Source organism: Actinacidiphila glaucinigra, assembly GCF_035918135.1.
Classification (GTDB): Bacteria; Actinomycetota; Actinomycetes; order Streptomycetales; family Streptomycetaceae; genus Actinacidiphila; species Actinacidiphila glaucinigra.
The window spans coordinates 4,839,997-4,866,154 of record NZ_CP109144.1; the positions used below are offsets into that span (position 1 = coordinate 4,839,997).

Annotated in this window: 25 protein-coding genes and 1 pseudogene; 21 read left to right on the forward strand and 5 right to left on the reverse strand. The window is 73.0% G+C overall.

The features are described 5' to 3' along the window. Positions 1 to 68: 68 nt before the first annotated feature. Positions 69 to 1,232 carry a pyridoxal phosphate-dependent aminotransferase gene (locus OIE69_RS21675; RefSeq protein ID WP_326574018.1) on the reverse strand — a complete coding sequence of 388 codons (1,164 nt, stop codon included), beginning with the start codon at positions 1,230 to 1,232 and terminating at the stop codon, positions 69 to 71. A 339-nt stretch (positions 1,233 to 1,571) separates the two neighbouring features. Here OIE69_RS21675 and OIE69_RS21680 point away from each other — a divergent pair, with 339 nt between their 5' ends. The 16 genes and pseudogenes from OIE69_RS21680 to OIE69_RS21755 all read left to right on the forward strand — a co-directional run bounded on the left by OIE69_RS21680 (position 1,572) and on the right by OIE69_RS21755 (position 16,718). Continuing rightward, positions 1,572 to 2,795 carry a GNAT family N-acetyltransferase gene (locus tag OIE69_RS21680; protein ID WP_326574020.1) on the forward strand — a complete coding sequence of 408 codons (1,224 nt, stop codon included), beginning with the start codon at positions 1,572 to 1,574 and terminating at the stop codon, positions 2,793 to 2,795. A gap of 55 nt (positions 2,796 to 2,850) precedes the next feature. Further along, positions 2,851 to 3,153 (forward strand): annotated as a pseudogene (locus OIE69_RS44945) (site-specific integrase); the annotation flags it as partial. Between the two features lie 190 nt (positions 3,154 to 3,343). Then, positions 3,344 to 3,634 (forward strand): hypothetical protein, encoded by a 291-nt coding sequence (locus OIE69_RS21690; protein WP_326581330.1) that lies wholly within the window; start codon positions 3,344 to 3,346, stop codon positions 3,632 to 3,634. Positions 3,635 to 3,942: 308 nt separating this feature from the next. Further along, complete coding sequence (locus tag OIE69_RS21695; RefSeq protein ID WP_326574022.1) at positions 3,943 to 4,485, forward strand: DUF2617 family protein; 543 nt, start codon at positions 3,943 to 3,945, stop codon at positions 4,483 to 4,485. A 109-nt stretch (positions 4,486 to 4,594) separates the two neighbouring features. Beyond that, a complete protein-coding gene (locus tag OIE69_RS21700; RefSeq protein ID WP_326574024.1) occupies positions 4,595 to 6,163 on the forward strand; it encodes a polyamine aminopropyltransferase in 1,569 nt (522 codons plus the stop codon). Between the two features lie 57 nt (positions 6,164 to 6,220). Then, the gene (locus tag OIE69_RS21705; RefSeq protein ID WP_326574026.1) at positions 6,221 to 7,120 is read left to right on the forward strand and encodes an SRPBCC domain-containing protein; all 900 of its coding nucleotides are present in this window, start codon (positions 6,221 to 6,223) and stop codon (positions 7,118 to 7,120) included. Between the two features lie 10 nt (positions 7,121 to 7,130). Next, positions 7,131 to 7,961 (forward strand): aldose epimerase family protein, encoded by an 831-nt coding sequence (locus OIE69_RS21710; protein ID WP_326574027.1) that lies wholly within the window; start codon positions 7,131 to 7,133, stop codon positions 7,959 to 7,961. A 10-nt stretch (positions 7,962 to 7,971) separates the two neighbouring features. Continuing rightward, positions 7,972 to 8,511, forward strand: a complete 540-nt coding sequence (pyrE, locus tag OIE69_RS21715; protein ID WP_326574029.1) for an orotate phosphoribosyltransferase — start codon at positions 7,972 to 7,974, stop codon at positions 8,509 to 8,511. A gap of 190 nt (positions 8,512 to 8,701) precedes the next feature. Beyond that, positions 8,702 to 9,724, forward strand: coding sequence for a class II fructose-bisphosphate aldolase (fbaA, locus tag OIE69_RS21720; protein WP_018558371.1), 1,023 nt, complete (start codon positions 8,702 to 8,704; stop codon positions 9,722 to 9,724). Between the two features lie 75 nt (positions 9,725 to 9,799). Further along, positions 9,800 to 10,213: a DUF3151 domain-containing protein gene (locus OIE69_RS21725; RefSeq protein ID WP_018558372.1), complete on the forward strand. Its 414-nt coding sequence runs from the start codon at positions 9,800 to 9,802 to the stop codon at positions 10,211 to 10,213. A 206-nt stretch (positions 10,214 to 10,419) separates the two neighbouring features. After that, positions 10,420 to 11,253: a tryptophan 2,3-dioxygenase family protein gene (locus OIE69_RS21730; RefSeq protein ID WP_326574035.1), complete on the forward strand. Its 834-nt coding sequence runs from the start codon at positions 10,420 to 10,422 to the stop codon at positions 11,251 to 11,253. Beyond that, the gene (gene kynU, locus OIE69_RS21735; protein WP_326574037.1) at positions 11,246 to 12,472 is read left to right on the forward strand and encodes a kynureninase; all 1,227 of its coding nucleotides are present in this window, start codon (positions 11,246 to 11,248) and stop codon (positions 12,470 to 12,472) included. Before OIE69_RS21730 ends, kynU begins: the two co-directional genes overlap by 8 nt. A gap of 3 nt (positions 12,473 to 12,475) precedes the next feature. Continuing rightward, on the forward strand, positions 12,476 to 13,420 hold the full coding sequence (locus OIE69_RS21740; protein ID WP_326574039.1) for an alpha/beta hydrolase family protein: 945 nt from the start codon (positions 12,476 to 12,478) through the stop codon (positions 13,418 to 13,420). Positions 13,421 to 13,515: 95 nt separating this feature from the next. Next, a complete protein-coding gene (locus tag OIE69_RS21745; protein ID WP_326574041.1) occupies positions 13,516 to 14,811 on the forward strand; it encodes a sensor histidine kinase in 1,296 nt (431 codons plus the stop codon). Further along, positions 14,808 to 15,476, forward strand: a complete 669-nt coding sequence (locus tag OIE69_RS21750) for a response regulator transcription factor (RefSeq protein WP_326574043.1) — start codon at positions 14,808 to 14,810, stop codon at positions 15,474 to 15,476. The genes OIE69_RS21745 and OIE69_RS21750 overlap by 4 nt, the downstream gene beginning before the upstream one ends. Positions 15,477 to 15,500: 24 nt before the next feature. Beyond that, a complete protein-coding gene (locus OIE69_RS21755; RefSeq protein WP_326574045.1) occupies positions 15,501 to 16,718 on the forward strand; it encodes a cytochrome P450 in 1,218 nt (405 codons plus the stop codon). 63 nt (positions 16,719 to 16,781) lie between these two features. On the opposite strand, the gene OIE69_RS21760 is transcribed toward OIE69_RS21755, so the two are convergent. Continuing rightward, a complete protein-coding gene (locus OIE69_RS21760) occupies positions 16,782 to 18,365 on the reverse strand; it encodes an ABC transporter permease (protein WP_326574047.1) in 1,584 nt (527 codons plus the stop codon). Further along, a complete protein-coding gene (locus tag OIE69_RS21765; protein ID WP_326574049.1) occupies positions 18,362 to 19,321 on the reverse strand; it encodes an ABC transporter ATP-binding protein in 960 nt (319 codons plus the stop codon). The genes OIE69_RS21760 and OIE69_RS21765 overlap by 4 nt, the downstream gene beginning before the upstream one ends. A gap of 101 nt (positions 19,322 to 19,422) precedes the next feature. Here OIE69_RS21765 and OIE69_RS21770 point away from each other — a divergent pair, with 101 nt between their 5' ends. Next, complete coding sequence (locus OIE69_RS21770) at positions 19,423 to 19,884, forward strand: GbsR/MarR family transcriptional regulator (RefSeq protein WP_326574051.1); 462 nt, start codon at positions 19,423 to 19,425, stop codon at positions 19,882 to 19,884. 16 nt (positions 19,885 to 19,900) lie between these two features. Here the strand turns inward: OIE69_RS21770 and OIE69_RS21775 are convergent, their stop codons facing one another. Next, positions 19,901 to 20,689, reverse strand: coding sequence for a diacylglycerol kinase catalytic domain-containing protein (locus OIE69_RS21775; RefSeq protein WP_326581332.1), 789 nt, complete (start codon positions 20,687 to 20,689; stop codon positions 19,901 to 19,903). Positions 20,690 to 20,877: 188 nt separating this feature from the next. On the opposite strand from OIE69_RS21775, the gene OIE69_RS21780 reads away from it, so the two are divergent. The 4 genes from OIE69_RS21780 (at position 20,878) to OIE69_RS21795 (ending at position 25,195) form a co-directional block, all read left to right on the forward strand. Continuing rightward, positions 20,878 to 22,161 carry an adenylosuccinate synthase gene (locus OIE69_RS21780; RefSeq protein ID WP_326574053.1) on the forward strand — a complete coding sequence of 428 codons (1,284 nt, stop codon included), beginning with the start codon at positions 20,878 to 20,880 and terminating at the stop codon, positions 22,159 to 22,161. A gap of 150 nt (positions 22,162 to 22,311) precedes the next feature. Beyond that, positions 22,312 to 23,670, forward strand: coding sequence for an aspartate aminotransferase family protein (locus tag OIE69_RS21785; protein WP_326574055.1), 1,359 nt, complete (start codon positions 22,312 to 22,314; stop codon positions 23,668 to 23,670). 127 nt (positions 23,671 to 23,797) lie between these two features. Beyond that, positions 23,798 to 24,484, forward strand: coding sequence for a GntR family transcriptional regulator (locus OIE69_RS21790; protein ID WP_089222646.1), 687 nt, complete (start codon positions 23,798 to 23,800; stop codon positions 24,482 to 24,484). Positions 24,485 to 24,541: 57 nt separating this feature from the next. Continuing rightward, entirely contained in the window at positions 24,542 to 25,195 is a 654-nt protein-coding gene (locus tag OIE69_RS21795) for a hypothetical protein (RefSeq protein ID WP_326574060.1), read from the forward strand. A gap of 29 nt (positions 25,196 to 25,224) precedes the next feature. Here OIE69_RS21795 and OIE69_RS21800 read toward each other — a convergent pair whose 3' ends face one another. Further along, positions 25,225 to 25,974, reverse strand: coding sequence for an SLATT domain-containing protein (locus tag OIE69_RS21800; RefSeq protein ID WP_326574062.1), 750 nt, complete (start codon positions 25,972 to 25,974; stop codon positions 25,225 to 25,227). Between the last annotated feature and the right edge of the window lie 184 nt (positions 25,975 to 26,158).

Below are 26,158 nucleotides of genomic sequence, written 5' to 3' on the forward strand. Positions count from 1 at the left end.
CCGCCGCCCGGCGGGCGTGCGCGGGCGGGCTGCCCTGTTCCGCTCCCTGTTCCGCTCCTCGTGCCGCCTCAGAGCCGGCGCAGCCGCTCCACGCTCTCCCGCAGCACGTCCTCGCGCTTGCAGAAGGCGAAGCGCACCAGGCTGCGGCCCTCCTCCGCGTCGTCGTAGAAGATCACGTTGGGCACCGCGACGACCCCGCAGCGTTCGGGCAGTGCCCGGCAGAACGCCAGGCCGTCCTTCTCGTCGAGCGGCCGGATGTCGGTGGTCACGAAGTACGTGCCCTCCGGGCGGAAGACCCGGAACCCGGCCTGCTCCAGGCCGTCGGAGAGCAGGTCCCGCTTGCGCCGCAGGTCCTCGCGGAAGTCCCGGTAGTAGGCGTCGGGCAGCCGGAGGGCCTCGGCCACGGCGTACTGGAACGGTCCCGCGCTCACGTACGTCAGGTACTGCTTGGCCGCCCGCACCGCGTTGACCAGGGCGGGGGCGGCCGTCACCCAGCCGACCTTCCAGCCCGTGAACGAGAACGTCTTGCCCGCGCTCGAGATGGTGACCGTGCGGTCGCGCATCCCCGGGAAGGACGCGAGCGGCACGTGCTCGACCCCGTACGTCAGGTGCTCGTAGACCTCGTCGGTGACCACGATCAGGTCGCGCTCGACGGCCAGCTCCGCGACGGCCGCCAGCTCCTCGCGGGTGAGGACCATGCCGGTCGGGTTGTGCGGGCTGTTCAGCAGCAGCAGCCGGGTCCGCGGGGTGACCGCCGCGCGCAGGGCGTCCAGGTCGGGCCGGAAGGACGGCGCGCGCAGGGTGAGCGGGACGCGCCGGGCGCCGGCCATGGCGATGCAGGCGGCGTACGAGTCGTAGAACGGCTCGAAGGCGATCACCTCGTCGCCGGGTTCCAGCAGCCCGAGCATGGCGGCGGCGATGGCCTCGGTGGCGCCCGCGGTGACCAGCACCTCGGTGTCGGGGTCGAAGCCGAGCCCGTGGAAGCGCAGCTGGTGCTCGGCGACGGCCTGCCGCAGTTCGGGCACGCCGGGCCCGGGCGGGTACTGGTTGCCGCGGCCGTCGCGCAGCGCGCGTACGGCGGCCTCGCGTACCTCCTCCGGACCGTCGGTGTCCGGGAAGCCCTGGCCCAGGTTGATCGCACCGGTACGGACGGCGAGGGCGGACATCTCGGCGAAGATCGTGGTCCCGAACTCGGCGAGTGCGCGGTTGAGCGGAGGTCGCGAGGAGGTCATGACCGCCATCCTCCGCCGAACCTCTGGACTTCCTCTACTTCCGTCCGGGGGATGGCACCTGCGACGGTGTTCGGAGCACCGCCCCTGAGCAGGGGCAGGGGCGTCGGCGACGGTCGTCATCCGTCGTCGCTCGCTACCGTCGGACGGCCCAGAGACGGCCCGGGAATCCACGCCCTCCGCCGCGCCGCGCCTTCCGACAGGCAGCTCTAGCCGGACGGGGACGGTTGCTGTCATCGGCTGTGGGCGGCCGTAATTCGCTTGACCCAGCCACGGCTCGACGCTGCACTGTGGCGGGCGCCGTGAGCGTGGTGCCAGCATCCCGGGGAGGCAGCGGCAGCAATGAAGATCCGTCCCACGACCGACCAGGACCTCGACGTTTTCGTCGACACACTCCATGCCGCGTTCGGGCGCTTCCCGGAAACCCCGACCGAGGGCGGCGGCGGAGTCTGGTGGTCGGCGCTCGAAATGGACCGCAACCTGCTGGCCACGACGGCGGAGGGGCGGCCCGTCGGCACCGCGGGCGCGTACTCCTTCGAGCTCACCCTGCCCGGTGAGGCCATCGTCCCGGCCGCCGGGGTGAGCGCCGTCGGCGTCCTGCCCTCACACCGACGCCAAGGCGTACTCAGCGCCATGATGCGGCATCAACTCACAGAGTTGCGGGACCGAGGGGAGTTCCTCTCCGTACTGCTGGCCTCCGAAGCCCCGATCTACGGCAGGTTCGGCTATGGACCGGCGACCTACACGGGGCGGCTGACAGTGCCGCGCCACAAGGCCGCCCTCGCCGTACCGCGTGCGCGCGGAACGGCCGACGCCACGGCGACCGGCTCAGTCGAGCTGCTGCGGCGAGCCGAGTGCCAAGAGATCCTGGAAGAGGTCTACGACCGGTACCGCCGCGCACAGCCCGGTGCGCTGTCCCGGCCGCACCGCTGGTGGGCTCTGGGCGCGGGGCAGCCCCCTGTCGCCCCGGCACCGCGCCACGTTGCCGTCCACCGCGACGCCGACGGCGTCCCGGATGGGTACGCCAGCTACTCCCTCGGCGAGTCCGAAACCTTGACGGTCGACGAGACCATTGCCACTACCGACACCGCCTTTACGGCCCTGGCTCGGTTCGTGCTCGGCCACGACCTGGTCACTGAGGTCGTGTTCAAGCACGTCACGCCCGATCACCCGTTGCGCTGGCAGTTCGCGGATTTCCGTGCCGGCCAGGCAGGCAACCACACCGACTGGCTCTGGGTGCGGTTGCTGGACGTCCCGCGTGCGCTGACCTCGCGCGGCTGGTTCACGGACGGCGAGCTCGTCCTCGACGTCGACGACCCGTTCCTCGGCGAGCATGGCCGGTACCTGCTGACCGTCCGGGACGGCAAGGCCGACTGCGTCCCCACGGACCAGGAGCCTGACCTGTCCCTGGACATAAGCGATCTGGGCTCGGTCTACCTCGGTGGTACCACCCCGAGCACCCTCGTGCGCGGCGGGCACATCCGGGCCCACCGCCCCGGCGCGGCCACCCTCGCCGACGCCCTCTTCCGCGCCGAGCGCCCCCCGCACTGCCTGCACTGGTTCTGACCGCACCTCGTGACAGCTTGGTCACTTGACGTCGTTGACACCTGGGCGAGGCGTCACCAACCCCGGCGGACGCATCGTGTGGCGGAGCAACTTCAACGCCCACGGCTGTCAGCCGGCTCTCGCCTCGATCGGCCTGATCCCGGAGGCGGAGGAAGGGAAGCGCTACGTCTCCGCCCGTGAACACGGCATGCACGCTCTCCGGCACTTCTACGCCTCTGTTCTCCTGGACTCCGGGGAGAGCGTGAAGGCCGTGAGCGAGTACATGGGACACGCTGACCCGGCGATGACCCTTCGCGCGCACCTGATGCCCAACAGCCGCGAGCGATCCCGGCGAGCCGTTGATCGAGTCCTCGGGCCGCCGTACGTTGAAGATCACGCCCCTAGACGGCCCAGTGGTCAACCGTTGGCCCCTGGTTCTGCTTCCGACGCAGACCAGGGGCCTTCGCGTACCCGGAAACCTCTGGACTTCCTCAACTTTGCTTTCGGCCCCGGACGGCGGGGGCATCACCGTCGCACAACGGAAAGCAAGGAAAACGGGGGTGGGAACGATGGAGGCCTTCATCATTCTGCTGGTCTTCGGCGCGATAGCGCTGCTCGTCCTGGTGGTGTGGAACACCAGCCGCGGCCCCCGGCCGCGGCGGCGGCGTTCGCACGGCTCCGCCGCGGCCGAGGCCGGGGGTGGGGGCGGGATGAGCTGGTGGGCGGGGGACACGGGTTCCGGGGACGGGGGAGGCGGTGGCCACGACGGGGGAGGCCACCACTCCTGCGGCGGCGGGAGCTCGTGCGGGGGAGGCGGCAGCTCGTGCGGTGGGGGCGGCGGTTGCGGCGGCGGAAGCTGACGATACGAAATTGCGTATTGCCCGTGCCGAATCGCATATGCGCCCGGCGGGTTGTTCACCCGTCGGGCGCATTTGTAGTGAACACCTGAACCCGTCCGGGCCCTTGGGGATGCCCTTGGGGATGTAAAGCGGGTGGAGATGGGTAAAAACGCTGAAGGCGACGCGCCATTCATGATTGCGTATTCACCGACCCCCGTGGGCACGAGCCGACGGACGTCCTCCCCCACAGGCGCGGGTCGGCGCGTCCTCTCCCCCCATGCCCGTGACCTTCCCTCGCTTGCTCGCGATGTGCCTGCGGAGCCGACTTCATGCTCACCACGCTTCAGACCGCCTACACCGACACCCGCGCCGGCGACCTGGCCTGGTGTCTCGGGAAGGACGAACTGCCGGCGCTCGCCGTGCTCGACCGCGAGCTGCCCGGCACCGCCGCCGTGCCCACCGTGCCCGCCGCACCCCGTGTGCAGGTCCAGCTGCGGCTGCTCGGCGCCTCCCACCAGGTCATCCTGGACTCGCCGCGCGGCCGCTGCTCGGAGACCGTCGCCTGCATGCCCGGCAGCAGCGCCCCGCTGCCGTTCGGCGTGGCGCGGCGGATCGCCGGCTGGGACTACGAGTTCGCGGCGCGGATCGAGACGCTCTCCCGTGGGTGCTTCGCCGGGCGGGCGCAGGAACTGCTCGCCCTGGTGGCGGATCACCCCAACGGCCTGGCGGGGACCTTCCCGGGTGATCCGCTGGCCTTCACCGCGATGCTGCTGCAGTACCGCGGCGGCAGCGTCCTGTGGCGCACCTGGCACGCGTACCCCCAGGAAGGACGGCTGGTGGCGACCCGTTCGACCCTCAGCGCGCAGCCGTGAGCGCGGTGGTACGGAAGCGCCCGACGCGGCGTCAACGCGCCGCCGAGTGACTCGAATTGCACCCCTGTGGGTGACGTGGACCGCCAAAAACCTGACATAGCGTGCAGTCATGATCGACCAGTCCGCCTCCCGTACGGCCAGGGCCGCCCCGCGCTTCCGCCGGCCGCGGCTCCCCGTCCCGCCGGCCGCGGCCAGGGCGCTGGTCCTGGCCGCGGTCTTCGTCTGTGCCGCCTGCGGCCTGGTGTACGAACTCGAACTGGTCGCCCTCGCCTCGTACCTGGTCGGCGACTCCGTGACCCAGGCGTCGATCGTGCTGTCCGTGATGGTCTTCGCCATGGGCGTCGGCTCGCTGCTGGCCAAGCGCCTCAGCTGCGCGCCGGCCATCGGCTTCGCCGCCGTCGAGATCGCGCTGGCGCTGGTCGGCGGGCTCTCGGTGATGGCGCTGTACGCGAGCTTCGCCTGGTTCGGCCAGTCCCGGCCCGCGACGGCGGTCTTCGCCTTCGTCATCGGTGTGCTCATCGGCGCCGAGATCCCGCTGCTGATGACGCTGATCCAGCGGATCCGGCGGCAGGACGCGGGCGGTGCCGTCGCCGACCTCTTCGCCGCGGACTACGTGGGCGCGCTGGTCGGCGGCCTCGCCTTCCCCTTCCTCCTGCTCCCCTGCTACGGCCAGCTGACCGGGGCGCTGGTGACGGGCGCGGTCAACGCCGTGGCGGGCGGCGCCATCGTCCTCTGGCTCTTCCGCGGTGACATCACGCCACGTGCCCGCGCCCGGCTGCTCGCCGCCGACGTCGTCGTCCTCGCGGTGCTCGCGGGTGCGGCCTGGGCGGCCGGGCCCTTCGAGCGGGCCGCCCGGCAGGCGGTGTACGGCGGTGACGTACGGCTCGCCGAGCAGACCGGCGTCCAGGAGGTCGTGCTCACCACGGCGCCGCTGCAGCTCTTCCTCGACGGCCGGCTGCGGGTGCGCGGCCGGGACGAGTACCGGTACCACGAGGCACTGGTGCACCCCGCGATGGCGGGCCGGCACCGCCGGGTGCTGATCCTCGGCGGCGGTGACGGGCTGGCGCTGCGCGAGGTGCTGCGCCACCGGGGGGTCGGCTCGGTGACCCTCGTGGACCCCGACGCCCGACTGGTGGCCCTGGCGCGGGACGATCCCGCGCTGGCCCGGCTCAACCGGCACGCCTACCGCGACCGCAGGGTCCGGGTGGCCGCCGCCGACGTCTTCGACTGGCTGCGGCGGGAACGGCCGCCGCGGCCGCCCGGCGGGTACGACGTCGTGCTCGCCGACCTCCCCGACCCGGGTATCTCGCGCAGCGCGAAGCTGTACTCGCAGGAGTTCTACGGACTGGTCCGGCGCGCGCTCACCCCGGGCGGCCGACTCGCGGTGCACGCGGGCGCACCGGGTGCCGACCGGCGCGGCTTCTGGACGGTCGACGCGAGCGTGCGCGCGGCCGGGCTGCGCACCTCCGACTACTGGATCGGCACCGGCCGCGGGGACGAGGACTGGGGCTTCGTCCTCGCCGCCTCGCTCCGGGCCCCGGCGCTGCGGCTCGCCGCCGACGCGCCGCGGCCGCGGTCGCTGTCCCCCGCGGCGCTCGCCTCGGCGGCCCGGCGTGCCGCGCGCGCCCCGATGCGGGACCTGCCCCCGTCGACGCTGATGCATCCGCGCTCCGGGTGAGGGCGAACCGGCGGTGAAAGGGCACCGAAGGGCCGCCCGGCGGATTAGGCTCGCGGCATGGAGCCGCATGAGGTGTTCGTTCCGTTTCCGGCCGAAACCATTCGCCGGTCCCTCGCCGATCTGGAGCGCGTGGCCCGCTGCGTGCCCGGCCTCCAGCGCGACGCCGGCGCCGAGGACGGGCTCGCCGGCCGGCTGAGGCTCCGGATCGGCGGCTCGACCATCACCTACCGCGGCACGCTGCGGCTGGTGCCGCGCGGCGGCGGGCTCGCCGTCGAGGGCGAGGCGGTGGAGGCGCGCGGCGCGGGCACGGTCAAGCTGGCGCTGGAGCTGGGAGTGGACGGCGTGTCGGGCGGCGCGCTGCTCACCGTCACCGGCTCCGTGCAGGCCGACGGGCGGCTCGCCGACCACGATGAGGCGACGGTCGCCGCCGCGGGCCACCGGCTGCTGGACCGTTTCGTCGCCGCGCTCACCTCCGACCTGGAGGAGCATGCCTCGGCCGGGCCGCCCGAGCCCTCCGCCGACTCCCCCGCCGAGCCCTCCGCGGAGGGCACCGTCGAGGACCTCACCGACGACCTGCCCGCGCAGCTCGACGAGTTCGCCGGGCACGACGCCCAGGAGCTGCAGGAACTGCAGGAACTCCCCGAGCCGGAGGACGCGGACGGTGAGGGCGCCGGGGAGGTGCTGCCCGCGGGGGGTACGGCGGCCGAGGTCCCCGAGGACCCGGCCGGGATCGACCTGCCCGCCGAGGCCGCGCACGCCCGCCGCACCCTGATCGGCCGCAGCGCCGAGGAGGTCGACCACGCCCCGCCGCGCGGCCGCTATGCGCCGGTGCCCGCACCGCAGAGCGGTGCCGCGACCGCCTCGCTGCGCCGCTACGCGCCGGCCGCGGCGGCTCTGCTGCTGTCCGCCGTGGTCGCGGGGCGGGTGCTGCGGCGGCGCAGGCGTTCGTTCCCGTAGGGTCTCATCCGTGGCCACGGATGAGACCCCTGACGGGCGAGACGACGAGCACGCTGTCCAACTCGAAGCCGGACCGGCGCGGCTGACGATCCTTCCGGATCTCGGCTGCCGTGTCGGCTCGCTGACGGTCGGCGGCGTCGAGCTGCTGCGGCAGGGCCCCACCTTCGGATCCTTCCCCATGGTCCCCTGGTGCGGCCGCACCAGGGACGGGCAGTTCCGCAACGGCGGGGTGCTGCACCAGATGCCGCGCGACGCGGGCCCGCACGCCATCCACGGCACCGGCCGGCACGTCGCGTGGCAGACGGCCCCTGGCACCACCGGCGGCAGCGCCTGCTTCTACTACGACCTGGCCGAGCCCTGGCCGTACAAGGGCCGGGTCAGCCAGCGCTTCGAGCTGTCCGAGGACCGCCTCGACCTCACGATGAGCGTGGAGACCACAGACGACTCCTTCCCGGCCCAGGCCGGCTGGCACCCCTGGTTCCTGCGCAACCTCGGCCGGGGCGGGCAGGACGCCCTGATCGACTTCACCCCCGGCTGGATGGAGGAGCGCGGCGACGACCACCTGCCCACCGGCCGCCGGGTGGACCCCAAGCCCCGCCCCTGGGACGACTGCTTCGGCATGCCGGACGGTGTGGACGTCACCCTGACCTGGCCGGACGAGCTGCGGCTGCGGATCACCAGCCCCGCCGAGTGGGTGGTCGTCTACGACGAACAGCCCCCGGCCATCTGCGTGGAGCCGCAGTCGGGTCCCCCGAACGGGCTGAACACCGCGCCGCGCCTGGTCACCCCGATCGATCCGCTGGAGATCCGCGCGACCTGGGCCTGGGAGCCGCTGGGCTAGGCTCGTGACCATGAGCGACGCGCGTGATGCCCTGCTGCAGCAGATCAAGGACAAGGCCGTGGTGCACGGCAAGGTGACCCTCTCCTCGGGTCTCGAGGCCGACTACTACATCGACCTGCGCCGGATCACGCTGGACGCCGAGGCCGCTCCGCTGGTGGGCCAGGTGATGCTCGACGTCACCGCCGACCTGGACTTCGACGCCGTCGGCGGGCTCACCCTGGGCGCCGACCCGGTCGCCACCTCGATGCTGCACGCCGCCGCGGCCCGCGGCCGCAGGCTGGACGCCTTCGTGGTGCGCAAGGCGCAGAAGGCGCACGGGATGCAGCGGCGCATCGAAGGACCGGACATCAAGGGCCGGCGGGTGCTGGTCGTCGAGGACACCTCGACCACGGGCGGTTCCCCGCTGACCGCGGTGGAGGCCGCGCGCGAGGCCGGGGCCGAGGTCGTGGCCGTCGCCGTGATCGTCGAGCGGGGTGCCGCTCCGGCCATCGCGGAGGCGGGCCTTCCGTACGTCCGCGCCTTCGGTCTGGACGATCTCGAACTGGGCTGACTGGTCGTCTGACCTGCGCTTTTCCTCAGGGGTGAAGGGTTTCACGTGAAACCCTTCACCCCTGAGGTATGTCCGTGGTGCGCAGTGTGTGGAGCTCTCGCGCGAGTCTGCCAAGATGGGGGCGACGATGACGTCGATCCCAGGTCAGGGTCACTCACCGAACAACCCGCACATCACAAGGAGCGGACACATGCCCATCGCAACCCCCGAGATCTACAACGAGATGCTCGACCGGGCGAAGGCCGGCAAGTTCGCCTACCCGGCCATCAACGTGACCTCGACCCAGACCCTGCACGCCGCGCTGCGCGGTTTCGCGGAGGCGGAGAGCGACGGCATCGTCCAGATCTCGACGGGCGGCGCGGAGTTCCTCGGTGGCCAGTACAAGAAGGACATGGTCACCGGTTCGGTGGCGCTGGCCGAGTTCGCGCACGTCGTCGCCGAGAAGTACCCCGTCAACATCGCGCTGCACACCGACCACTGCCCCAAGGACAAGCTGGACGGCTACGTGCGCCCGCTGCTGGCGATCTCCCAGGAGCGTGTGGCCGCCGGCCGCAACCCGCTGTTCCAGTCGCACATGTGGGACGGCTCCGCCGAGACCCTCGACCACAACCTGGCCATCGCGCAGGAGCTGCTGGCCGAGGCCGCCAAGGCGAAGATCATCCTCGAGGTGGAGATCACCCCCACCGGCGGCGAGGAGGACGGCGTCACCCACGAGATCAACGACAAGCTCTACACCACGGTCGAGGACGCCATCCGCACCGCCGAGGCGCTCGGTCTGGGCGAGAAGGGCCGCTACCTGCTGGCCGCCTCCTTCGGCAACGTCCACGGCGTCTACAAGCCGGGCAACGTCGTGCTCCGCCCCGAGCTGCTGAAGGAGCTCGCGGAGGGCGTCGCCGCCAAGTTCGGCAAGCAGGACCCGTTCAACTTCGTCTTCCACGGCGGCTCCGGCTCCACCAAGGAGGAGATCGCCACCGCGCTGGAGAACGGCGTGGTCAAGATGAACATCGACACCGACACGCAGTACGCCTTCACCCGCCCCGTCGCGGACCACATGTTCCGCAACTACGACGGTGTGCTGAAGATCGACGGCGAGGTCGGCGACAAGAAGACCTACGACCCGCGCAGCTGGGGGAAGCTGGCCGAGGGCGGCATGGCCGCCCGCGTCCTCGAGGCCTGCCAGGACCTGCGCTCCGCGGGCACCAGGCTCAAGTAACCGCCCCGCACGGCGGCACGCACCGGGCCCGGCCCTTCCACGTGGAGGGGCCGGGCCCCGGCCATACTGGAACCCATGGCCATTCACGAGAACCTGCTCGGGGGACCGCCCCCGACGAACCTGCCCGACGACCCCGAGCCGCGCGAGCTGCTCGCCTCGGGCGCGGCCCCCTCAGAGGTCGCCGCCAAGTACCCGGTGTCCTCCCTGGCCTGGGCCCAGCTCGCGGACGACGCGTTCGAGGCCGGCCGGGTCGTCGAGTCGTACGCCTACGCCCGCACCGGCTACCACCGCGGTCTGGACGCGCTGCGCCGCAACGGCTGGAAGGGCCACGGTCCGGTGCCCTGGGAGCACGAGCCCAACCGCGGCTTCCTGCGGGCCCTGCACGCCCTGGCGCGGGCCGCCCAGGCAATCGGCGAGCAGGAGGAGTACGAGCGCTGCAGCACCTTCCTGCGGGACTCCTCGCAGACCGCCGCCGACACCCTCGGCTGAGCCACCGCCCCGCCGCCGACCACGGCATCCGCCCCCGACCTGCCCGGCGTGCCCGCCGGGCAGGTCTTGCCGTACCCGGCTCTGACCACGCATGATGCCCGTTGGGCCCGGCGCCGGTAGAGCGCGGGCCCGAGGGGACCGGGGTCCCGCCGCGACGGCGTGCGGGACAGACCGCTACCTGGTAGCTCGTATCCACGGAGACACCGATGTCCCACCGCCCCGACGTTTCCCAGGCGGCCCCCGAGGCCCCGAACCTGGACTTCGAAGGGACCACCCCGTACGAGGACTACGTCCAGGCCGACGTCCTCACCCATCTGCAGCACCCCCGCTCCGACGACCCCGGCGAGATGGTCTTCCTGGTGACGACCCAGGTCATGGAGCTGTGGTTCACCGTCATCGTGCACGAATGGGAGACCGCCTCCCGCGCGCTCGCGGCCGACGACCTGCCCACGGCGCTGGCCGCGCTCAAGCGCAGCACCTACGAACTGCAGTCGCTGAACGCCTCCTGGCAGCCGATCGCGCACCTCACCCCGGCGCAGTTCAACGCCTACCGCGCCGCCCTGGGCGAGGGGTCGGGCTTCCAGTCGGCGATGTACCGGCGCATGGAGTTCCTGCTCGGCGAGAAGTCCGCGTCGATGCTGGTCCCGCACCGCGGAGCGCCGCGGGTGCACGACGAACTGCAGAAGGCGCTGCACGAGCCCAGCCTCTACGACGAGGTGCTGCGGCTGCTGGCCCGCCGCGGCCACGACATCCCGCAGCGCGACGACCTCTCGCAGCGCTACGAGGCCGACCCGGCCGTCGAGCGGGCCTGGCAGGCCGTCTACTCCGGTGACCAGGAGAGCGAACTCGTCCGGCTGGGCGAGGCGCTGACCGAGGTGGCCGAGCTGGTGTGGCGCTGGCGCAACGACCATCTGGTGGCGACCCGCCGCGCGATGGGCGCCAAGACCGGCACCGGAGGCTCCGCCGGGGTCTCCTGGCTGGAGAAGCGCGCCACCAAGAACGTGTTCCCCGAGCTCTGGACGGCCCGCAGCCATGTCTGACGCGACGAAGCCCACCGAGTCCCCCGCGGCGAAGGCCGCCCGTCTCGACACCGCCGACGAGCTGGCCAAGCTCCGCGACCGCTTCGTCCTGGACGACGCCACCGTCTACCTGGACGGCAACTCCCTGGGCGCGCTGCCCGCGGGCGTGCAGGACCGCATGGCCGACGTCGTCGGGCGCGAGTGGGGGCGGTTGCGCATCCGCTCCTGGACCGAGAGCGGCTGGTGGACGGCGCCGGAGCGGATCGGCGACCGCATCGGCGCGCTGACCGGCGCCGCCCCCGGCCAGATCGTGGCCGGCGACTCCACCAGCGTCAACGTCTTCAAGGCCGTCGTCGGCGCCGTCCGGATGGCCCGGCAGACCGACCCGGCCCGCGACGAGGTGCTGGTCGACGCCACCACCTTTCCCACGGACGGGTACATCGCGGAGTCCGCGGCCCGCATGACCGGGTGCACGATCCGCGCGGTCGACGCCGCGGACATCGCCGCCGCGGCGGGCCCGCGCACCGCCGTCGCGCTGGTCAACCACGTCGACTACCGCACCGGCCGGCTGCACGACCTGCCGGGCACCACCGCCGCCGTGCACGCGGCCGGAGCCCTGGTGGTCTGGGACCTCTGCCACACGGCCGGCGCCCTGCCGGTCGGCCTGGACGAGCACGGCGTGGACCTGGCCGTCGGCTGCACGTACAAGTACCTCAACGGCGGCCCCGGCGCGCCCGCGTACCTGTACGTCCGCCGTGACCTGCAGCCGCGCTTCGACTCCCCGCTGCCCGGCTGGAACTCCCACCGCGACCCGTTCGCGATGGAGGCCGCCTACCGGCCCGCCGACGGCAGCGTCCGCGGCCGCGTCGGCACCCCGGAGATCCTGTCGCTGCTGGCGCTGGACACGGCTCTCGACGTCTGGGACGGCGTGTCCCTGGACGCCGTCCGGGCCAAGAGCCTCGCGCTCACCGACTTCTTCCTGGAGTGCGTCGCGGCATACGTACCGGAGGGCGTCGTACGGTCGGTCACCCCGGCCGCGCACGCGGAGCGGGGCAGCCAGGTCGCGCTGCGCTGCTCCGACGCGGGCGCGGTGATGGGGGAGCTGATTGCCAGGGGCGTCGTCGGCGACTTCCGTGAGCCGGATATCCTCCGCTTCGGATTCACCCCGCTGTACACGCGCTTCGCCGACGCGGAGCGGGCGGCGCGGGTGCTGGCCCAGGTCCTGGAAGGAACGCGGTAACGCATGTCCGACCCCACCTCGTCGAGCGACACCATTCCGGCACGCGCCGACGGCCGCGCCGACGCGGTGGGGCCGACGTCCGCTCCGCGGGACCCCGCGGAGCGGATCGCGGCCGAGGAGGCGTCCGCGTTCTCGCACGCCCCCGTCCCGCCGGACGCCACCGCCGCCTACGGTGACCACCCGGACCAGGTCGTGGACTTCTACCGCCCGCGGCACGCGGCCGGCGGCACCCGGCCGGGGCCGCTGGTCGTGCTGCTGCACGGCGGCGCCTGGCGGGCGGCGTACGACAGGACGCACGTCTCGCCGCTGGCCGCCCTGCTCGCCCGGCACGGCTTCGCGGTGGCCTCGGTGGAGTACCGCCGGGGCAACGGCGGTACGGCCGCGGGCCGCTGGCCGGACACCTTCGACGACGTGGCGGCCGCCACCGACGCGGTGCCGGGGCTGGCCGTGACCGCCCTCGGCGCCGAGAGCGTGGACGTCCGGCGGATCGTGCTGACCGGTCACTCGGCGGGCGGGCACCTCGCGTTGTGGGCGGCCGCCCGGCACGTGCTGCCGGCCGGCTCGCGCTGGCACCGCCCCGTCGCGCCCGCGCTGCGCGGGGTGGTGGCGCTCGCGCCCATCGCCGACTTCGAGGCCGCCGTCGCGCGCGACGTGTGCTCCGGAGCGGTCGCCCAACTCCTCGGCGGGCCCGAACTGCTCGCCGAGCGCCGGGCGGAGACCGACCCGGCCGCGCTGCTCCCCACCGGCATCCCCGTGACCGTCGTGCACGGCGACTGCGACGAGGTCGTCCCGCCCCAGGTCGCGGAGGCCTTCGCGGCGGCCTCGGCGAAGGCGGGGGAGGAGGTCCAGCTGACCCTGCTGGAGGGCGTGGGCCACTTCCCGGTGATCGACCCGGCGGCGGACGCGGCCGCCGTGGTCGCCGAGGAGATCGCCCAGCTCGCCTGGTGAGGCCTCCTCCCGTGTGGGGTCCTCCTTGAGGATGACGCCGGTACATCGTCTTCGCAGGTGACGACGGCGACGTACGGAGTCCCTACCGTGAGAGCGTGACCGAGACAAGCCAGACCTCGCTGCGGACCGAGCTCCGCATGGCCCGCGGTGCCCTCAGCGGGCTGCGGCACGATCTGATCACCGATGCCTTCGCCTTCCGGCCGATGGCGCCGCTGCGGGAAGGGCACGCGCTGCTCGCCGTGGTGCCGCGCAGGCTCCGGGGGTACGGGCGCTGGCTGCCGCACGCGGCGCTGACCGCCTTCACCTTCTTCCTGATGTTCGTCTCCATGGAGAGCCAGGGCGGGCCGGGCGGCCCGGTGCTGGCCCTGCTGATCGCCGTGCCCCTGCTCACCACGATGTTCCGGCCGATCGGGGCGTGGTGGCTGTCCGTCGGGGCCACGGTGCTCACCGGCGTGTTCAGCGGTGACTCGTGGTCGTCCACCTACCCGTGGACGGACACCGGCTTCGTCGCGCACCTGACGGTGCTGGCCGTGGTGGCGGCGCGCACCCGGGCGCGGGTGGCCGCCGAGATGTGGCTGCTCACCGCCGCCCTGGCACTGGTCTTCCAGCCGCTGTCGGGCTCGTACGGCTCGGACCCGTTCATCATGATCTTCCTCTCCGCGGTCGTGCTGTCGGTCGTGTCGGCGGTGCGCGGGCTGCGCCAGTCCCGGCAGGAGGTCGCCGCCCAGGTCGCCGTGACCGAGGTCGAGCGGACCCGGCGCACGCTGCTGGAGGAGCGCACGACCATCGCCCGCGAGCTGCACGACGTCGTCGCCCACCACATGTCCGTGATCGCGATCCAGGCGGAGGCCGCGCCGTACCGCGTGGAGAACCCGCCCGAGGAGCTGACCAAGAGCTTCTCGATCATCCGCGAGAACGCCGTCGTCGCCCTGACCGAGCTGCGCCGCGTCCTCGGGGTCGTACGCGCCGAGGACTACCAGGCCCCCGACGCGCCGCAGCCGACCCTCGCCGACCTCGACCGGCTCGTGGCCAATGTGCGCGAGGCGGGGCTGGACGTGGAGCGGACGGTGACGGGCGCGGTGCGCGAGCTCCCGCAGGGCGTGGAGCTGTCGGCGTACCGGATCATCCAGGAGGCACTGAGCAACACGCTGCGGCACGCGCCGGGCGCCGCCGCCCGGGTCGAGGTCAGCTACGTCCTCGGCGGGCTCGGGCTGCGCGTCGTCAACGGCCCGCCGCGCGGGCTGGTCAAACCCTCGCCGGGCGCCGGGCACGGGATCGCCGGCATGCGGGAGCGGGTGGCGATGCTGAGCGGCGAGATGACCGACGGGCCGACCGAGGACGGCGGCTACGAGGTCACCGTGTTCATCCCGGTCCCCGGGGAGCGCGCATGAGCGGGAACACCATCCGGGTGCTGATCGCGGACGACCAGATGATGGTCCGCGAGGGCTTCTCGGTGCTGCTGGGCGCCCAACCGGACATCGAAGTGGTCGGCGAGGCCGTCGACGGGCGGCAGGCGGTCGAGCAGGTCGCGGCGCTGCGGCCGGACGTCGTGCTGATGGACATCCGCATGCCCGAGCTCAACGGGCTGGAGGCCACCCGGGAGATCGTCGCCGCGGACGCCGACGCGAAGGTGCTCGTGCTGACCACCTTCGACCTCGACGAGTACGTCTACCAGGCGCTGCGCGCGGGCGCGTCCGGCTTCCTGCTCAAGGACGCCTCGGCCCGCCAGCTCGCGGACGGCGTGCGGATCGTGGCGGCCGGCGACGCGCTGCTCGCCCCGGCGATCACCAAGCGGCTGATCACCGAGTTCAACCGGCTGGGCACGCCCCGGCCGCCCGCGCAGGACCGGGTCGGGGAGCTCACCGAGCGCGAGACGGAGGTGCTGGTGCTGGTCGCCCAGGGGCTGTCCAACGCGGAGATCGCCGATCATCTGGTGGTCGCCGAGTCGACGGTCAAGACCCATGTGAGCCGGGTCCTGGTGAAGCTGGGGCTGCGCGACCGGACCCAGGCGGCGGTCTTCGCTTACGAGGCGCGGCTGGTCACCCCGGGCGGCTGAGCGGGCGGAGGGTAGTCTCCGCACATGAGCAGCACCGCCACCGCCTTCGATCCCTGGTCGCCGCAGTTCGTCGCCGACCCCTACCCGGCCTACGCCCGGTTGCGCGCGCAGGGGCGCGCCCACTGGTTCGAGCCGAGCGGGCAGTGGCTCATCCCGCACTTCGCGGACGTCAGCGCGCTGCTGCGGGACCGGCGGCTCGGGCGGACGTATCTGCACCGCTTCACCCACGAGGAGTTCGGCCGGACCGCGCCGCCGCCGGAGCACGAACCCTTCACCACGCTCAACGGCAACGGTCTGCTCGACCTCGAGGCCCCCGACCACACCCGTATCCGGCGGCTGGTCTCCAAGGCGTTCACCCCGCGCACGGTCGAGCGGCTCACGCCGACCGTGCAGCGGCTCGCCGGGGAACTGGTGGAGCGGCTGGTCGCGGAGGGCGGCGGCGACCTCATCGCCATGGTCGCGGAGCCGCTGCCGGTGGCCGTCATCGCCGAGATGCTGGGGATACCGGCCGCGGACCGGCACCTGCTGCGGCCCTGGTCGGCCGACATCGTGGGGATGTTCGAGCTCAACCCCTCCGAGGAGGCCGCGCGCAAGGCGGTCCGCGCCAGCGAGGAGTTCTCCGCCTACCTGCGCGAGCTGATCGCCGAACGGCGCAAGACGCCCGGCGAGGACCTGATCAGCGCGCTGATCGCCGCGCACGACGAGGGCGACCGGCTCAGCGAGCAGGAGATGGTCTCCACCTGCGTGCTGCTGCTGAACGCGGGCCACGAGGCGACCGTCAACACCACCGGCAACAGCTGGTGGACGCTCTTCCGGCACCCCGCCCAGCTGGCGGAGCTGCGTGCGGCACCGGAGGAGCTGCTGCCCACGGCGATCGAGGAGCTGCTGCGCTTCGACACCCCGCTGCAGATGTTCGAGCGCTGGGTGCTGGACGACATCGAGGTGGGCGGCACGGTGATCCCGCGCGGCAGCGAGGTGGCGCTGCTCTTCGGCTCCGCCAACCGCGACCCGGAGCGCTTCGCCGACCCCGACCGGCTGGACCTCTCCCGCGCCGACAACCCGCACATCACCTTCGGCGCCGGCATCCACTACTGCCTCGGCGCCCCGCTCGCCCGCATCGAGCTCGCCGCGTCCTTCACCGCGCTGCTGCGCCGCGCCCCGCGACTGCAGCTCGCGGCGGAGCCCGCCTGGCACGAGGGCTACGTCATCCGGGGTCTGCGCGAACTGCGCGTCACCTGCTAGGCCCGGCCGGGGCCCTGGCCCGGTACGGCCGCGGGACCCGGCCATCGGGCCGGGTCCCGCGGCTCAGGCGGTGATGTCGCGGCGGCGCAGCGCCGCGAGGCCCAGGGCGGCGAGCGCGAGGGCCAGCACGGTGAGCACCGCCAGTGGGGCCACGGTGACGTCCGCCGAGGGCACCTTCGGCAGGTGCGTGAAGACGGACAGGTCCATCACCCAGGGCGAGAGCCTGAGCGCGGGCCCGTAGAGCCCGATGGCGAGCGTCAGCGACGCCACCCCCCAGCTCGCCCGCGCGGCCTTCGGCGCCGCGCCGTACAGCAGCAGTGCCACCGCGGCCACGAACCAGACCGCGGGCAGCTGCACCAGGCCGGCCCCGGTCAGCCGCCCTGTCTGACCGCCGACGTCGCCGGTCGTCGCCCCGTAGCCGAGCCCCATGGTGAAGCCGGAGACGGCCATGAGGAGGACGGAACCGGCGAAGGCGAGCAGCGCATGGCCCGCGGCCCAGCGCACCCGGCCCACCCCCGTGGCGAGGACGGGCTCGGCGCGGCCGGAGTTCTCCTCGCCCTGGAGCCGGAGCACGGCCTGGACGGCGTAGATCGCGGCGATCATCCCCATCACCCCGGTCATGGAGGCGAGGTAGGAGTCGACCAGCCCGGAGGCGCCGCCCATGTCGCGCATGACGTCGGCGAGCCGCTCGTTGTCCCGGACGAGGTCGGCGGCTCCGTCGGCGAGGCCGCCCAGCGCGGCGCCGCCCACCGCGAAGCCCGCCGTCCATCCCCACAGCGAGCCGCGCTGCAGCCGCCAGGCCAGCCCCTGGGCGGAACGCAGACGGCGACCGGCGGCGGCCGGACCGGGACGGGGCGGCAGCAGGGCGGCGTCGATGTCGCGCCGGGCCACCAGGGCGTACGCGACAGCGACGAGACCGGCGGCCCAGGCCGCGAACAGGGCGGCCACCCACCAGCGTTCGTCCGCGAAGGGGCGGATGTTCTCCGCCCAGCCCAGCGGCGAGAGCCAGGTCAGGGTGCCGCTCCCGGCGTCACCGACGGCGCGGGTCAGAAAGGCGAGGCCGAGGACCGCGCCCGAGATGCCCCGGGCCGCACGGGCGCTCTCCGTCAGCTGCGCCGCGACGGCCGCGACCGCGGCGAAGGTGCAGCCCGCGCCCGCGAAGGCGATCCCGAAGGCGACCGCGCCCCCCGTGCCCTGCCCGAGCAGGGCCAGGGTGACCAGCAGCCCCAGGAGCAGTGCGGCGCCGAAGCCGGTGACCAGGGCGGCGGCCAGCGGCGCCCGGCGTCCGACGGCGCCCGCGCCGACCAGCTCCAGCCGGCCGGCCTCCTCTTCCTCCCGGGTGTGCCGGACGACCAGCAGGATCGCCATCAGCCCCGCCAGCGCCGAGCCGAAGGCCATCATGCGCCAGGCCGTCAGGCCGCCGATGCCCGTGTCGAACACCGGCCCGTACAGGGCGCGCAGCGAGCCGTTGCCCGCGGTGCTCGCCGCGACCCCGGCGCGTTCCGCCGGGGTGTCGTAGAGGCCGCCGAAGGCCGAGGCGGTGGACGCGACCAGCAGCGCTATCGGCACGACCCACGCGGGGATCATGACGCGGTCCCTGCGCAGTGCGAGCCGGGTGAGCGTGCCCGTCCCGGTGAGGGCGTTCATCGCCGGGCCTTCGCGTCCGCCGCGAGGGCGCCGGCGGCGACGGCCGGGCCCTCAAGGCCTTCAGGGCCGTCACCGCCGTTCTCGTAGTGCCGCAGGAACAGCTCCTCCAGCGTCGGCGGAGTGCTGGTGAGGCTGCGCACCCCCGTCTCGCCCAGCCGGCGCAGCACGGCGTCGAGCTTGTCGGTGTCGACCTGGAGCCGCACGTGGTCGCCGCGCACCTCGAGGCCGTGCACGCCCGGCAGCCCGCCGAGGCCATCCGCCCGGCCTGCCAGCTCCGCGGTGACCGAGGTGCGGGTGAGGTGCCGCAGCTCGCCGAGGCTCCCCGTCTCCACCGTGCGGCCGCCCCGGATGATGCTGACCCGGTCGCACAGCGCCTCGACCTCGCCGAGGATGTGACTGGACAGCAGCACCGTCCGGCCGCGGTCGCGTTCCTCGCGGACGCACTCGCGGAAGACCTCCTCCATCAGCGGGTCGAGGCCGGAGGTGGGCTCGTCGAGTATCAGCAGGTCCACGTCGGAGGCGAACGCGGCGACGAGCGCCACCTTCTGACGGTTGCCCTTGGAGTACGCCCGCCCCTTCTTCGTCGGGTCCAGCTCGAAGCGCTCCAGCAACCGCCGCCTGCGCGCCTCGTCCAGCCCGCCGCGCAGCCGCCCCAGGAGGTCGATGGCCTCGCCCCCGCTGAGGTTGCGCCACAGGGTGACGTCACCGGGGACGTAGGCCAGGCGCCGGTGCAGCGTGACGGCGTCGCGCCACGGGTCGCCGCCGAGCAGCCGGGCCGCCCCCCGGTCCGCGCGCAGCAGCCCGAGCAGGATCCGGATGGTGGTGGACTTGCCGGCGCCGTTGGGCCCCAGGAAGCCGTGCACCTCTCCCTCTTCGACGGCCAGGTCGAGGCCGTCCAGCGCGTGCGTGCGGCCGAAGGACTTGTGCAGTCCGGCCACACTGATTGCCTTCGTCATGATTCCGAACGTACAGTAGATTCACAAATTTGTGAAGTTAAGGAAGTGTATAAACTTCGGGACGGGAGGCGATGACGGTGGCGGAGGATTCCTTGGAGCCGATGACGTTCGTCGAGCGCTTCGCGGCGGAGCTGGTCGAGGCGGGCATGCAGCGCATGGCGGCGCGCGTGTTCGCGGCGCTCCTCGCCTCGGACACCGGCGTGCTGAGCGCCGCCGAGCTGTCCGAACGGCTCCAGGCCAGCCCGGCCGCCGTCTCCGGCGCGGTCCGCTACCTGGCGCAGGTCGGCATGCTCACCCGCGAACGCGAGCCGGGCTCACGGCGCGAGCGCTACCGGGTGCACAGCGACCAGTGGTACGAGACCTTCACCCGCCGCGACCAGGTCCTCGCCCGCTGGGAGAACACCCTGCGCTCCGGCATCGACACGCTCGGCCCGGACACCGCGGCCGGCCGGCGGCTCGCGGAGACGGCGGCCTTCTTCGACTTCCTGCAGGACGAACTCGTGGACATGATGGCCCGCTGGCGCGAGCGCAAGTCGGAGCTGCGCGAACAGGGCGTCCTGTGACGACCCTCAGGTCGGCCTAGTAGGCCGACCGCGGGACGGTCAGCCGCCAGGCCGAGGGCACCACCGTCCAGGTGCGGCGCCGGACGGGGCCGGCCGGTGCGGTGTCCGCCGTGTAGCGGAAGTCCCGTCCGGAGACGGTGACGCTCCGGGCGTGCACCGGCCCCGTGGGCGCCACGCCCTCCCTGCGGACCAGCACCTCGGCGACGCCGGGCACCGCCGTGGAGACCGACACCTCCTCGACGCAGTCGTCCAGGTCGGCCAGCACCACGCCGTCCGCCTCGATCCGCAGCCGGTGGCCGCCGCGCATCCCCAGCCCCAGGTGCGGGGAGTGGCCGTTCAGGCTCAGCGTGCGGGCCAGTGAGCGGGCCCGGCGCTCGACCGGTGTCCACCATGCGGGCGTCGCCGAGCCGATGCGCAGCGCGCCCAGCACGATGCCGCCGCTGTCGTCGAGCAGCAGGTCCAGCTCGCGCTCCGCCCCGTCCAGCACCGCGCGCGCCGCGCTCACCGCCCCGCCCGGCACGCCCAGCGCCCGCGCCAGGCCGGTCCGCCGTCCGACCGGCACCAGGCCGACGACGGCCTCGCCCAGCCCCCGGGCCGAGTGCAGCGTCCGTACCGTGCGCAGCAGCGCCGCGTCGTCGCCCACGACCACCGGGCGCCGCCGGCCCCGGTGCTCCAGCACCCGGACGGCCTCCTCCTCGGACTCCGGAAGAGCGATCTTCACGGAGGGGGCTCCCCCGCACAGCACGTCCTTCGCGATGCGTACGGATTCGCCGTCCATGACACGGGCGGCAGGGTCGATGACCACGAGCAGAGGCTGCCCGGACGGTCGCTGAGCCGACACCTTGGTCCTTCCTCAGGTAACATCTCGGTGCAAGAGCCCCTTGCGCTGCCTTGCGCCAGGGGCTTCGTCTATTTCCGGGGCACCGGTCCGACGGCTCTCCCCGCCATGGGGAGCCACGTTGGACATGCCCCGCCCGGAAGGGGTGTACGCCTGTGCCCGCACTTGTGCTGCTCGGTGCTCAGTGGGGTGATGAGGGCAAGGGAAAGGCCACCGACCTGCTCGGTGGCTCCGTGGATTACGTGGTGCGCTACCAGGGCGGCAACAACGCCGGCCACACGGTCGTCGTCGGCGACCAGAAGTATGCGCTCCACCTCCTGCCTTCCGGGATCCTGTCACCGGGGTGCACCCCGGTCATCGGCAACGGGGTCGTTGTCGACCCGGCGGTCCTGCTCTCCGAGCTGAGCGGGCTGAACGAGCGCGGCGTCGACACGTCCAAGCTCCTCATCAGCGGTAACGCGCATCTGATCACGCCGTACCACCAGACGCTCGACAAGGTGACGGAACGCTTCCTCGGCAAGCGCAAGATCGGCACCACCGGCCGCGGCATCGGCCCCGCCTACGCCGACAAGATCAACCGCGTGGGCATCCGGGTCCAGGACCTCTTCGACGAGTCGATCCTCCGTCAGAAGGTCGAGGCGGCCCTCCACGACAAGAACCAGGTCCTGATCAAGATCTTCAACCGCCGTGCCATCAGCATCGACCAGGTGGTCGAGGAGTACCTGGCCTACGCGGAGCAGATCAAGGACTACGTCGCCGACACCACGCTGCTCCTCAACACCGCGCTCGACGAGGGCAAGGTCGTCCTCCTCGAGGGCGGCCAGGGCACCCTGCTGGACGTCGACCACGGCACGTACCCCTTCGTGACCTCGTCCAACCCGACGGCCGGCGGCGCCTGCACCGGCTCCGGCATCGGCCCCACCAAGATCAACCGGGTGATCGGCATCCTCAAGGCCTACACCACCCGCGTCGGCGCCGGCCCGTTCCCGACCGAGCTGTTCGACGCGGACGGCGAGGCGCTGCGCCGCATCGGCGGCGAGCGCGGCGTCACCACCGGCCGCGACCGCCGCTGCGGCTGGTTCGACGCGGTGATCGCCCGCTACGCGACCCGGGTCAACGGCCTCACCGACTTCTTCCTCACCAAGCTCGACGTGCTCACCGGCTGGGAGCAGATCCCGGTCTGCGTCGCCTACGAGATCGACGGCAAGCGCGTCGAGGAACTGCCGTTCAGCCAGACGGACTTCCACCACGCCAAGCCGGTCTACGAGACCCTGCCCGGGTGGAGCGAGGACATCAGCAAGGCGAAGACCTTCTCCGACCTGCCGAAGAACGCCCAGGCGTACGTCAAGGCGCTGGAGGAGATGTCCGGCGCCCCGATCTCGGCCATCGGCGTCGGCCCCGGCCGCACCGAGACCATCGAGATCAACTCCTTCCTCTGAGCGACGCCTCCGGGCGACGCCTCCAGGCGACGCTTCCGGACGACGCTTCGGACGACGGCGGCGGCGCGCGCTACAACCTGTCGGCGCGCGCGGCCACCGTCATACAGGGTGCCAATGTCGTGCGCCCGGGCCGTTGCTTAGCCTGGGCGCATGACCCCTCCTTTCGCCGACCCCGAGACCGGTGCCGCCGTCAAGGCCGCCGACCGCGCCCACGTCTTCCACTCCTGGTCCGCGCAAGGACTGATCGACCCGCTGCCGGTCGCCGGGGCCGAGGGCGCGTACTTCTGGGACTACGACGGCAACCGGTACCTGGACTTCACCAGCGGCCTGGTGTTCACCAACATCGGTTACCAGCACCCCGTGGTCGTCGCCGCCATCCAGGAGCAGGCCGCGAAGCTCGTCACCTTCGCGCCCGCCTTCGCCCTGGAGGCCCGCTCCGAGGCCGCCCGGCTGATCGCCGAGCGCACGCCCGGCGACCTGGACAAGATCTTCTTCACCAACGGCGGCGCCGAGGCCGTCGAGAACGCGGTACGGCTCGCCCGGCTGCACACCGGCCGTCCCAAGGTGCTCTCCGCGTACCGCTCGTACCACGGCGCCACCTCGGCCGCGATCAACCTCACCGGCGACCCGCGCCGCTGGCCCTCCGACAGCGGCGCGGCCGGCGTCGTCCACTTCTGGGCGCCGTTCCTCTACCGTTCGCCGTTCCACTCGGAGACCGAGGAGCAGGAGCGCGACCGCGCGCTGCAGCACCTCGAGGACACCATCGTCTTCGAGGGCCCGCAGACCGTCGCCGCGATCGTCCTGGAGACGGTGCCCGGCACCGCGGGCATCATGGTGCCGCCGCCGGGCTACCTGGCCGGCGTCCGCGAGATCTGCGACCGGTACGGGATCGTCTTCGTCCTCGACGAGGTCATGGCCGGTTTCGGCCGCACCGGCAGCTGGTTCGCCGCCGAGCAGTTCGACGTCACCCCCGACCTGCTCACCTTCGCCAAGGGCGTCAACTCCGGCTATGTGCCGCTCGGTGGTGTCGCGATCAGCGAGGAGATCGCCGCGACCTTCGCCACCCGCCCCTACCCGGGCGGCCTGACCTACTCCGGCCACCCGCTGGCCTGCGCCGCCGCCGTCGCCACGATCCGGGTGATGGAGGACGAGGGCGTCGTCGGGCACGCCGCCGCGCTCGGTGAGAAGGTGATCGGCCCGGGCCTGCGGGAGCTCGCCGAACGCCACCCCTCGGTCGGCGAGGTGCGCGGCCTGGGCGCCTTCTGGGCGGTGGAGCTGGTGCGCGACCGCGAGACCCGCGAGCCGCTGGTCCCCTACAACGCGGCGGGCGAGGCGAACGCCCCCATGGCGGCCTTCGCGGCGGCCTGCAAGAAGAGCGGCCTGTGGCCGTTCGTCAACATGAACCGCACCCATGTGGTGCCCGCCTGCAACATCACCGAGGCCGAGGCCAAGGAGGGTCTGGCGCTCCTCGACGCGGCGCTGGCCGTCGCCGACGAGCACACACGCTGAGCGCGCCCGGCGGGTGCCGGGGCCGCGGGTGAGCCGCACCACAGGTGTGGACCACTCGCGGCCCGGCCTCGCATAAGGTGTGGCGGAGCCGTAAGCGCACCGCCACATCTTGTAGGGAGGCACCGGCATGCCGGAAGGCCCAGCGGGCGGAACCGTCCGACGGAGCAGTCTGCGGCAGCAGATAGCCGACGCGCTCCGCGACGAGGTGCTCACCGGGCGGATGACGGCCGGGCGGCACTTCACGGTCAAGGAGATCGCGGAGCTGTACGGCGTGTCCGCGACCCCGGTCCGCGAGGCCCTGGTCGACCTGGCGGCTCAGGGGCTGCTCGACGTCGAGCACCACCGCGGCTTCCAGGTACGGCGCTTCACCGACGCCGAGTTCCGCTCCATGGTCGAGGCGCGCACCCTCGTCGTCGAGGGGATCTTCCGCCGCATCGCCGCGCGCGGCATGCGCGAGGTGGACCCCAAGGAGCTGGCCTCCGTACGGCGCCGGGCCGAGGCGGCGTCGCGCGCCTCCCGGGCCGGCGAGCTGGACGTCCTCATCGGCTACGACATCCGCTTCTGGCGCGAGCTGACCGCGCTGGCCGGGAACGCCCACGTCGGCGAGTTCCTCGACCGGATCCGCACCCAGACCTGGGTGTACGCGGTGCCCTATCTGCGCGGCCGGCCGGACGTGGCGGGTCTGTGCTGGTCGGACCACGTGGCCCTGGTCACCGCGATCGAGAAGCGGGACACGGAGGCGGCCCAGCGAGTCGTCGAGGAGTTCGACGACCATTCCCTCGCGCTCATGCGGCGACTGGCCGCGGGCCGGTAGGAACGGCCGCCGCCCACTACGCTGGTCCGACCACGCACGGAAGGACTTGGAGCGCCTGTGGCCTGCGACTTGTGGCTGGTTCCCCTGGTGGACGTGCTCTGCCACAGCCCCGACAACCCGTTCGCCGAGGAGATCGCCCGCTATGACAAGGTGTTGAACGACGCCGGTCTCCCCCCGGTGCCCGTCTACAGCTACATGCCGGGCCTGTCCGGCGACGTGGCTCCGGTCGCGGGCTTCGACTACGACGCGCTGCACTTCCTGCGCCGCGCGTACCTGCTGCACATCCAGGGCCTCGCGATCGCCCCGGTCGACGAACTCGGCGGCGACTACGAGCAGTTGCTGGAGATGTTCGAGACCACCGCCCAGCAGTCGCACCTCGTCTGGCACTACGACCACGCGGGCGCGTACGTCCCCCTCGACTTCGCCCACCCGCTGGTCAACGACGAACTCCTCGACGCCGGCGGCCCACTGGGCTCCGCCCACGGCCTGCTGCGCGAGCTCGAGTTCGTCGCCCCGGTGATCGGCATCGACCCGCGCAACCCGCCGCCCGCCCCTGCGCCGCCCGCCGGACCCACCGAACTGGAGGAGCCGGCGGCCCCGCCCGCGCACCACGACGGCAGCCCCTTCGCGCGGGAGCGCCACGTGTGGCTGGGGCTGCACGCGGCGGCGACGCGTGCGCTGGGTCAGGGTTCGATGATCGTCTTCAGTTAGACCCGGGCCCGGGGCGCTCCCGGCGGCGGTCAGCTCGCTCGGGGGCCCTCCGGGGGGCGCTGGCGCGGCATGCTCGGCCGTCCGCCGGGCAGCAGCGGGAACCGGCCGCCGCTGCCGGACGCGGCGCCCTCCGTGCCCCGGGTGCTCCCCGCCCAGGTGAGGGACTGGGTCCGCAGCGGGGCGGCGCCGGCCCGGAAGTCCACCATCCAGTCGGCGGTCTCGCAGCGCACGAGCTCCGAGACGTCCTCACTGAAGCGGCGCAGCACCGACAGGCAGCGCTCGGCGGCCTCGGCCGCCGTCCCCTCCGTCGGGCCCAGGACCTCGCGGACCGACTCGGACGCCCAGTCGAAACGCAGCGCCTCCATCCGGCGCTGTACGGCCTGGGCGGTCGCCATGTCCCGCATCCAGCCGGCCGTCAGCCCGAGGTAGCGGTCCAGGCCCACGCACACGACGGCCAGCACCAGGGCGGCGTACGCCCAGCGGATGCGGCCGCCCGCGCCCATGACGGCCAGGACGGCGCCGGACGTGGCGAAGAGGGCCGCGCCGACCCGGAGCGATCGGGCCCAGCGGCGCTTGCGCAGGCGGTCGGCGAGGTACCACTCGACGGTGCGCAGGGCGTCCGCCTCCACCCAGCGGTAGAGCTCCTCCAGCCGCTCGGCCGGCTCCCCCCAGTCGCCGAGCGGGAAGGGCAGCGCCCGCAGGTCCTCCTGCCTGTGCAGCGCGCGCCGCTTCGGCTTCTCCCGGGGGACCTCCTCGGGATACATGTCCGGCTGGCTCACCTGCACGCTCCCTCGCGACTTCCGACGACGAGGCACCTTCTTACCGCCGAACGGCTGACGCCGCGAGCGTCATCCGGCAGTTTCCGCCCTTACGAGTTGCTTGATCAGGTATGGGTCCGCGCTGCGAGCACCCGAAAGAGTGACCCGGGAGCCGTGGCGACCGGCCCGCGGGGCGGACGGCGGC

Excerpts from the sequence above, each read along its gene's own strand:
- kynU (WP_326574037.1), top strand. The coding sequence starts at position 11,246 with ATGTCTGACGCGACGAAGCCCACCGAGTCCCCCGCGGCGAAGGCCGCC.
- OIE69_RS21755 (WP_326574045.1), top strand. The coding sequence starts at position 15,501 with ATGAGCAGCACCGCCACCGCCTTCGATCCCTGGTCGCCGCAGTTCGTC.
- OIE69_RS21765 (WP_326574049.1), bottom strand. The coding sequence starts at position 19,321 with ATGACGAAGGCAATCAGTGTGGCCGGACTGCACAAGTCCTTCGGCCGC.
- OIE69_RS21790 (WP_089222646.1), top strand. The coding sequence starts at position 23,798 with ATGCCGGAAGGCCCAGCGGGCGGAACCGTCCGACGGAGCAGTCTGCGG.
- OIE69_RS21725 (WP_018558372.1), top strand. The coding sequence starts at position 9,800 with ATGGCCATTCACGAGAACCTGCTCGGGGGACCGCCCCCGACGAACCTG.
- OIE69_RS21750 (WP_326574043.1), top strand. The coding sequence starts at position 14,808 with ATGAGCGGGAACACCATCCGGGTGCTGATCGCGGACGACCAGATGATG.
- OIE69_RS21675 (WP_326574018.1), bottom strand. The coding sequence starts at position 1,232 with ATGACCTCCTCGCGACCTCCGCTCAACCGCGCACTCGCCGAGTTCGGG.
- OIE69_RS21705 (WP_326574026.1), top strand. The coding sequence starts at position 6,221 with ATGGAGCCGCATGAGGTGTTCGTTCCGTTTCCGGCCGAAACCATTCGC.
- OIE69_RS21770 (WP_326574051.1), top strand. The coding sequence starts at position 19,423 with ATGACGTTCGTCGAGCGCTTCGCGGCGGAGCTGGTCGAGGCGGGCATG.
- OIE69_RS21740 (WP_326574039.1), top strand. The coding sequence starts at position 12,476 with ATGTCCGACCCCACCTCGTCGAGCGACACCATTCCGGCACGCGCCGAC.
- OIE69_RS21690 (WP_326581330.1), top strand. The coding sequence starts at position 3,344 with ATGGAGGCCTTCATCATTCTGCTGGTCTTCGGCGCGATAGCGCTGCTC.
- fbaA (WP_018558371.1), top strand. The coding sequence starts at position 8,702 with ATGCCCATCGCAACCCCCGAGATCTACAACGAGATGCTCGACCGGGCG.
- pyrE (WP_326574029.1), top strand. The coding sequence starts at position 7,972 with ATGAGCGACGCGCGTGATGCCCTGCTGCAGCAGATCAAGGACAAGGCC.
- OIE69_RS21760 (WP_326574047.1), bottom strand. The coding sequence starts at position 18,365 with ATGAACGCCCTCACCGGGACGGGCACGCTCACCCGGCTCGCACTGCGC.
- OIE69_RS21700 (WP_326574024.1), top strand. The coding sequence starts at position 4,595 with ATGATCGACCAGTCCGCCTCCCGTACGGCCAGGGCCGCCCCGCGCTTC.
- OIE69_RS21695 (WP_326574022.1), top strand. The coding sequence starts at position 3,943 with ATGCTCACCACGCTTCAGACCGCCTACACCGACACCCGCGCCGGCGAC.
- OIE69_RS21730 (WP_326574035.1), top strand. The coding sequence starts at position 10,420 with ATGTCCCACCGCCCCGACGTTTCCCAGGCGGCCCCCGAGGCCCCGAAC.
- OIE69_RS21785 (WP_326574055.1), top strand. The coding sequence starts at position 22,312 with ATGACCCCTCCTTTCGCCGACCCCGAGACCGGTGCCGCCGTCAAGGCC.
- OIE69_RS21680 (WP_326574020.1), top strand. The coding sequence starts at position 1,572 with ATGAAGATCCGTCCCACGACCGACCAGGACCTCGACGTTTTCGTCGAC.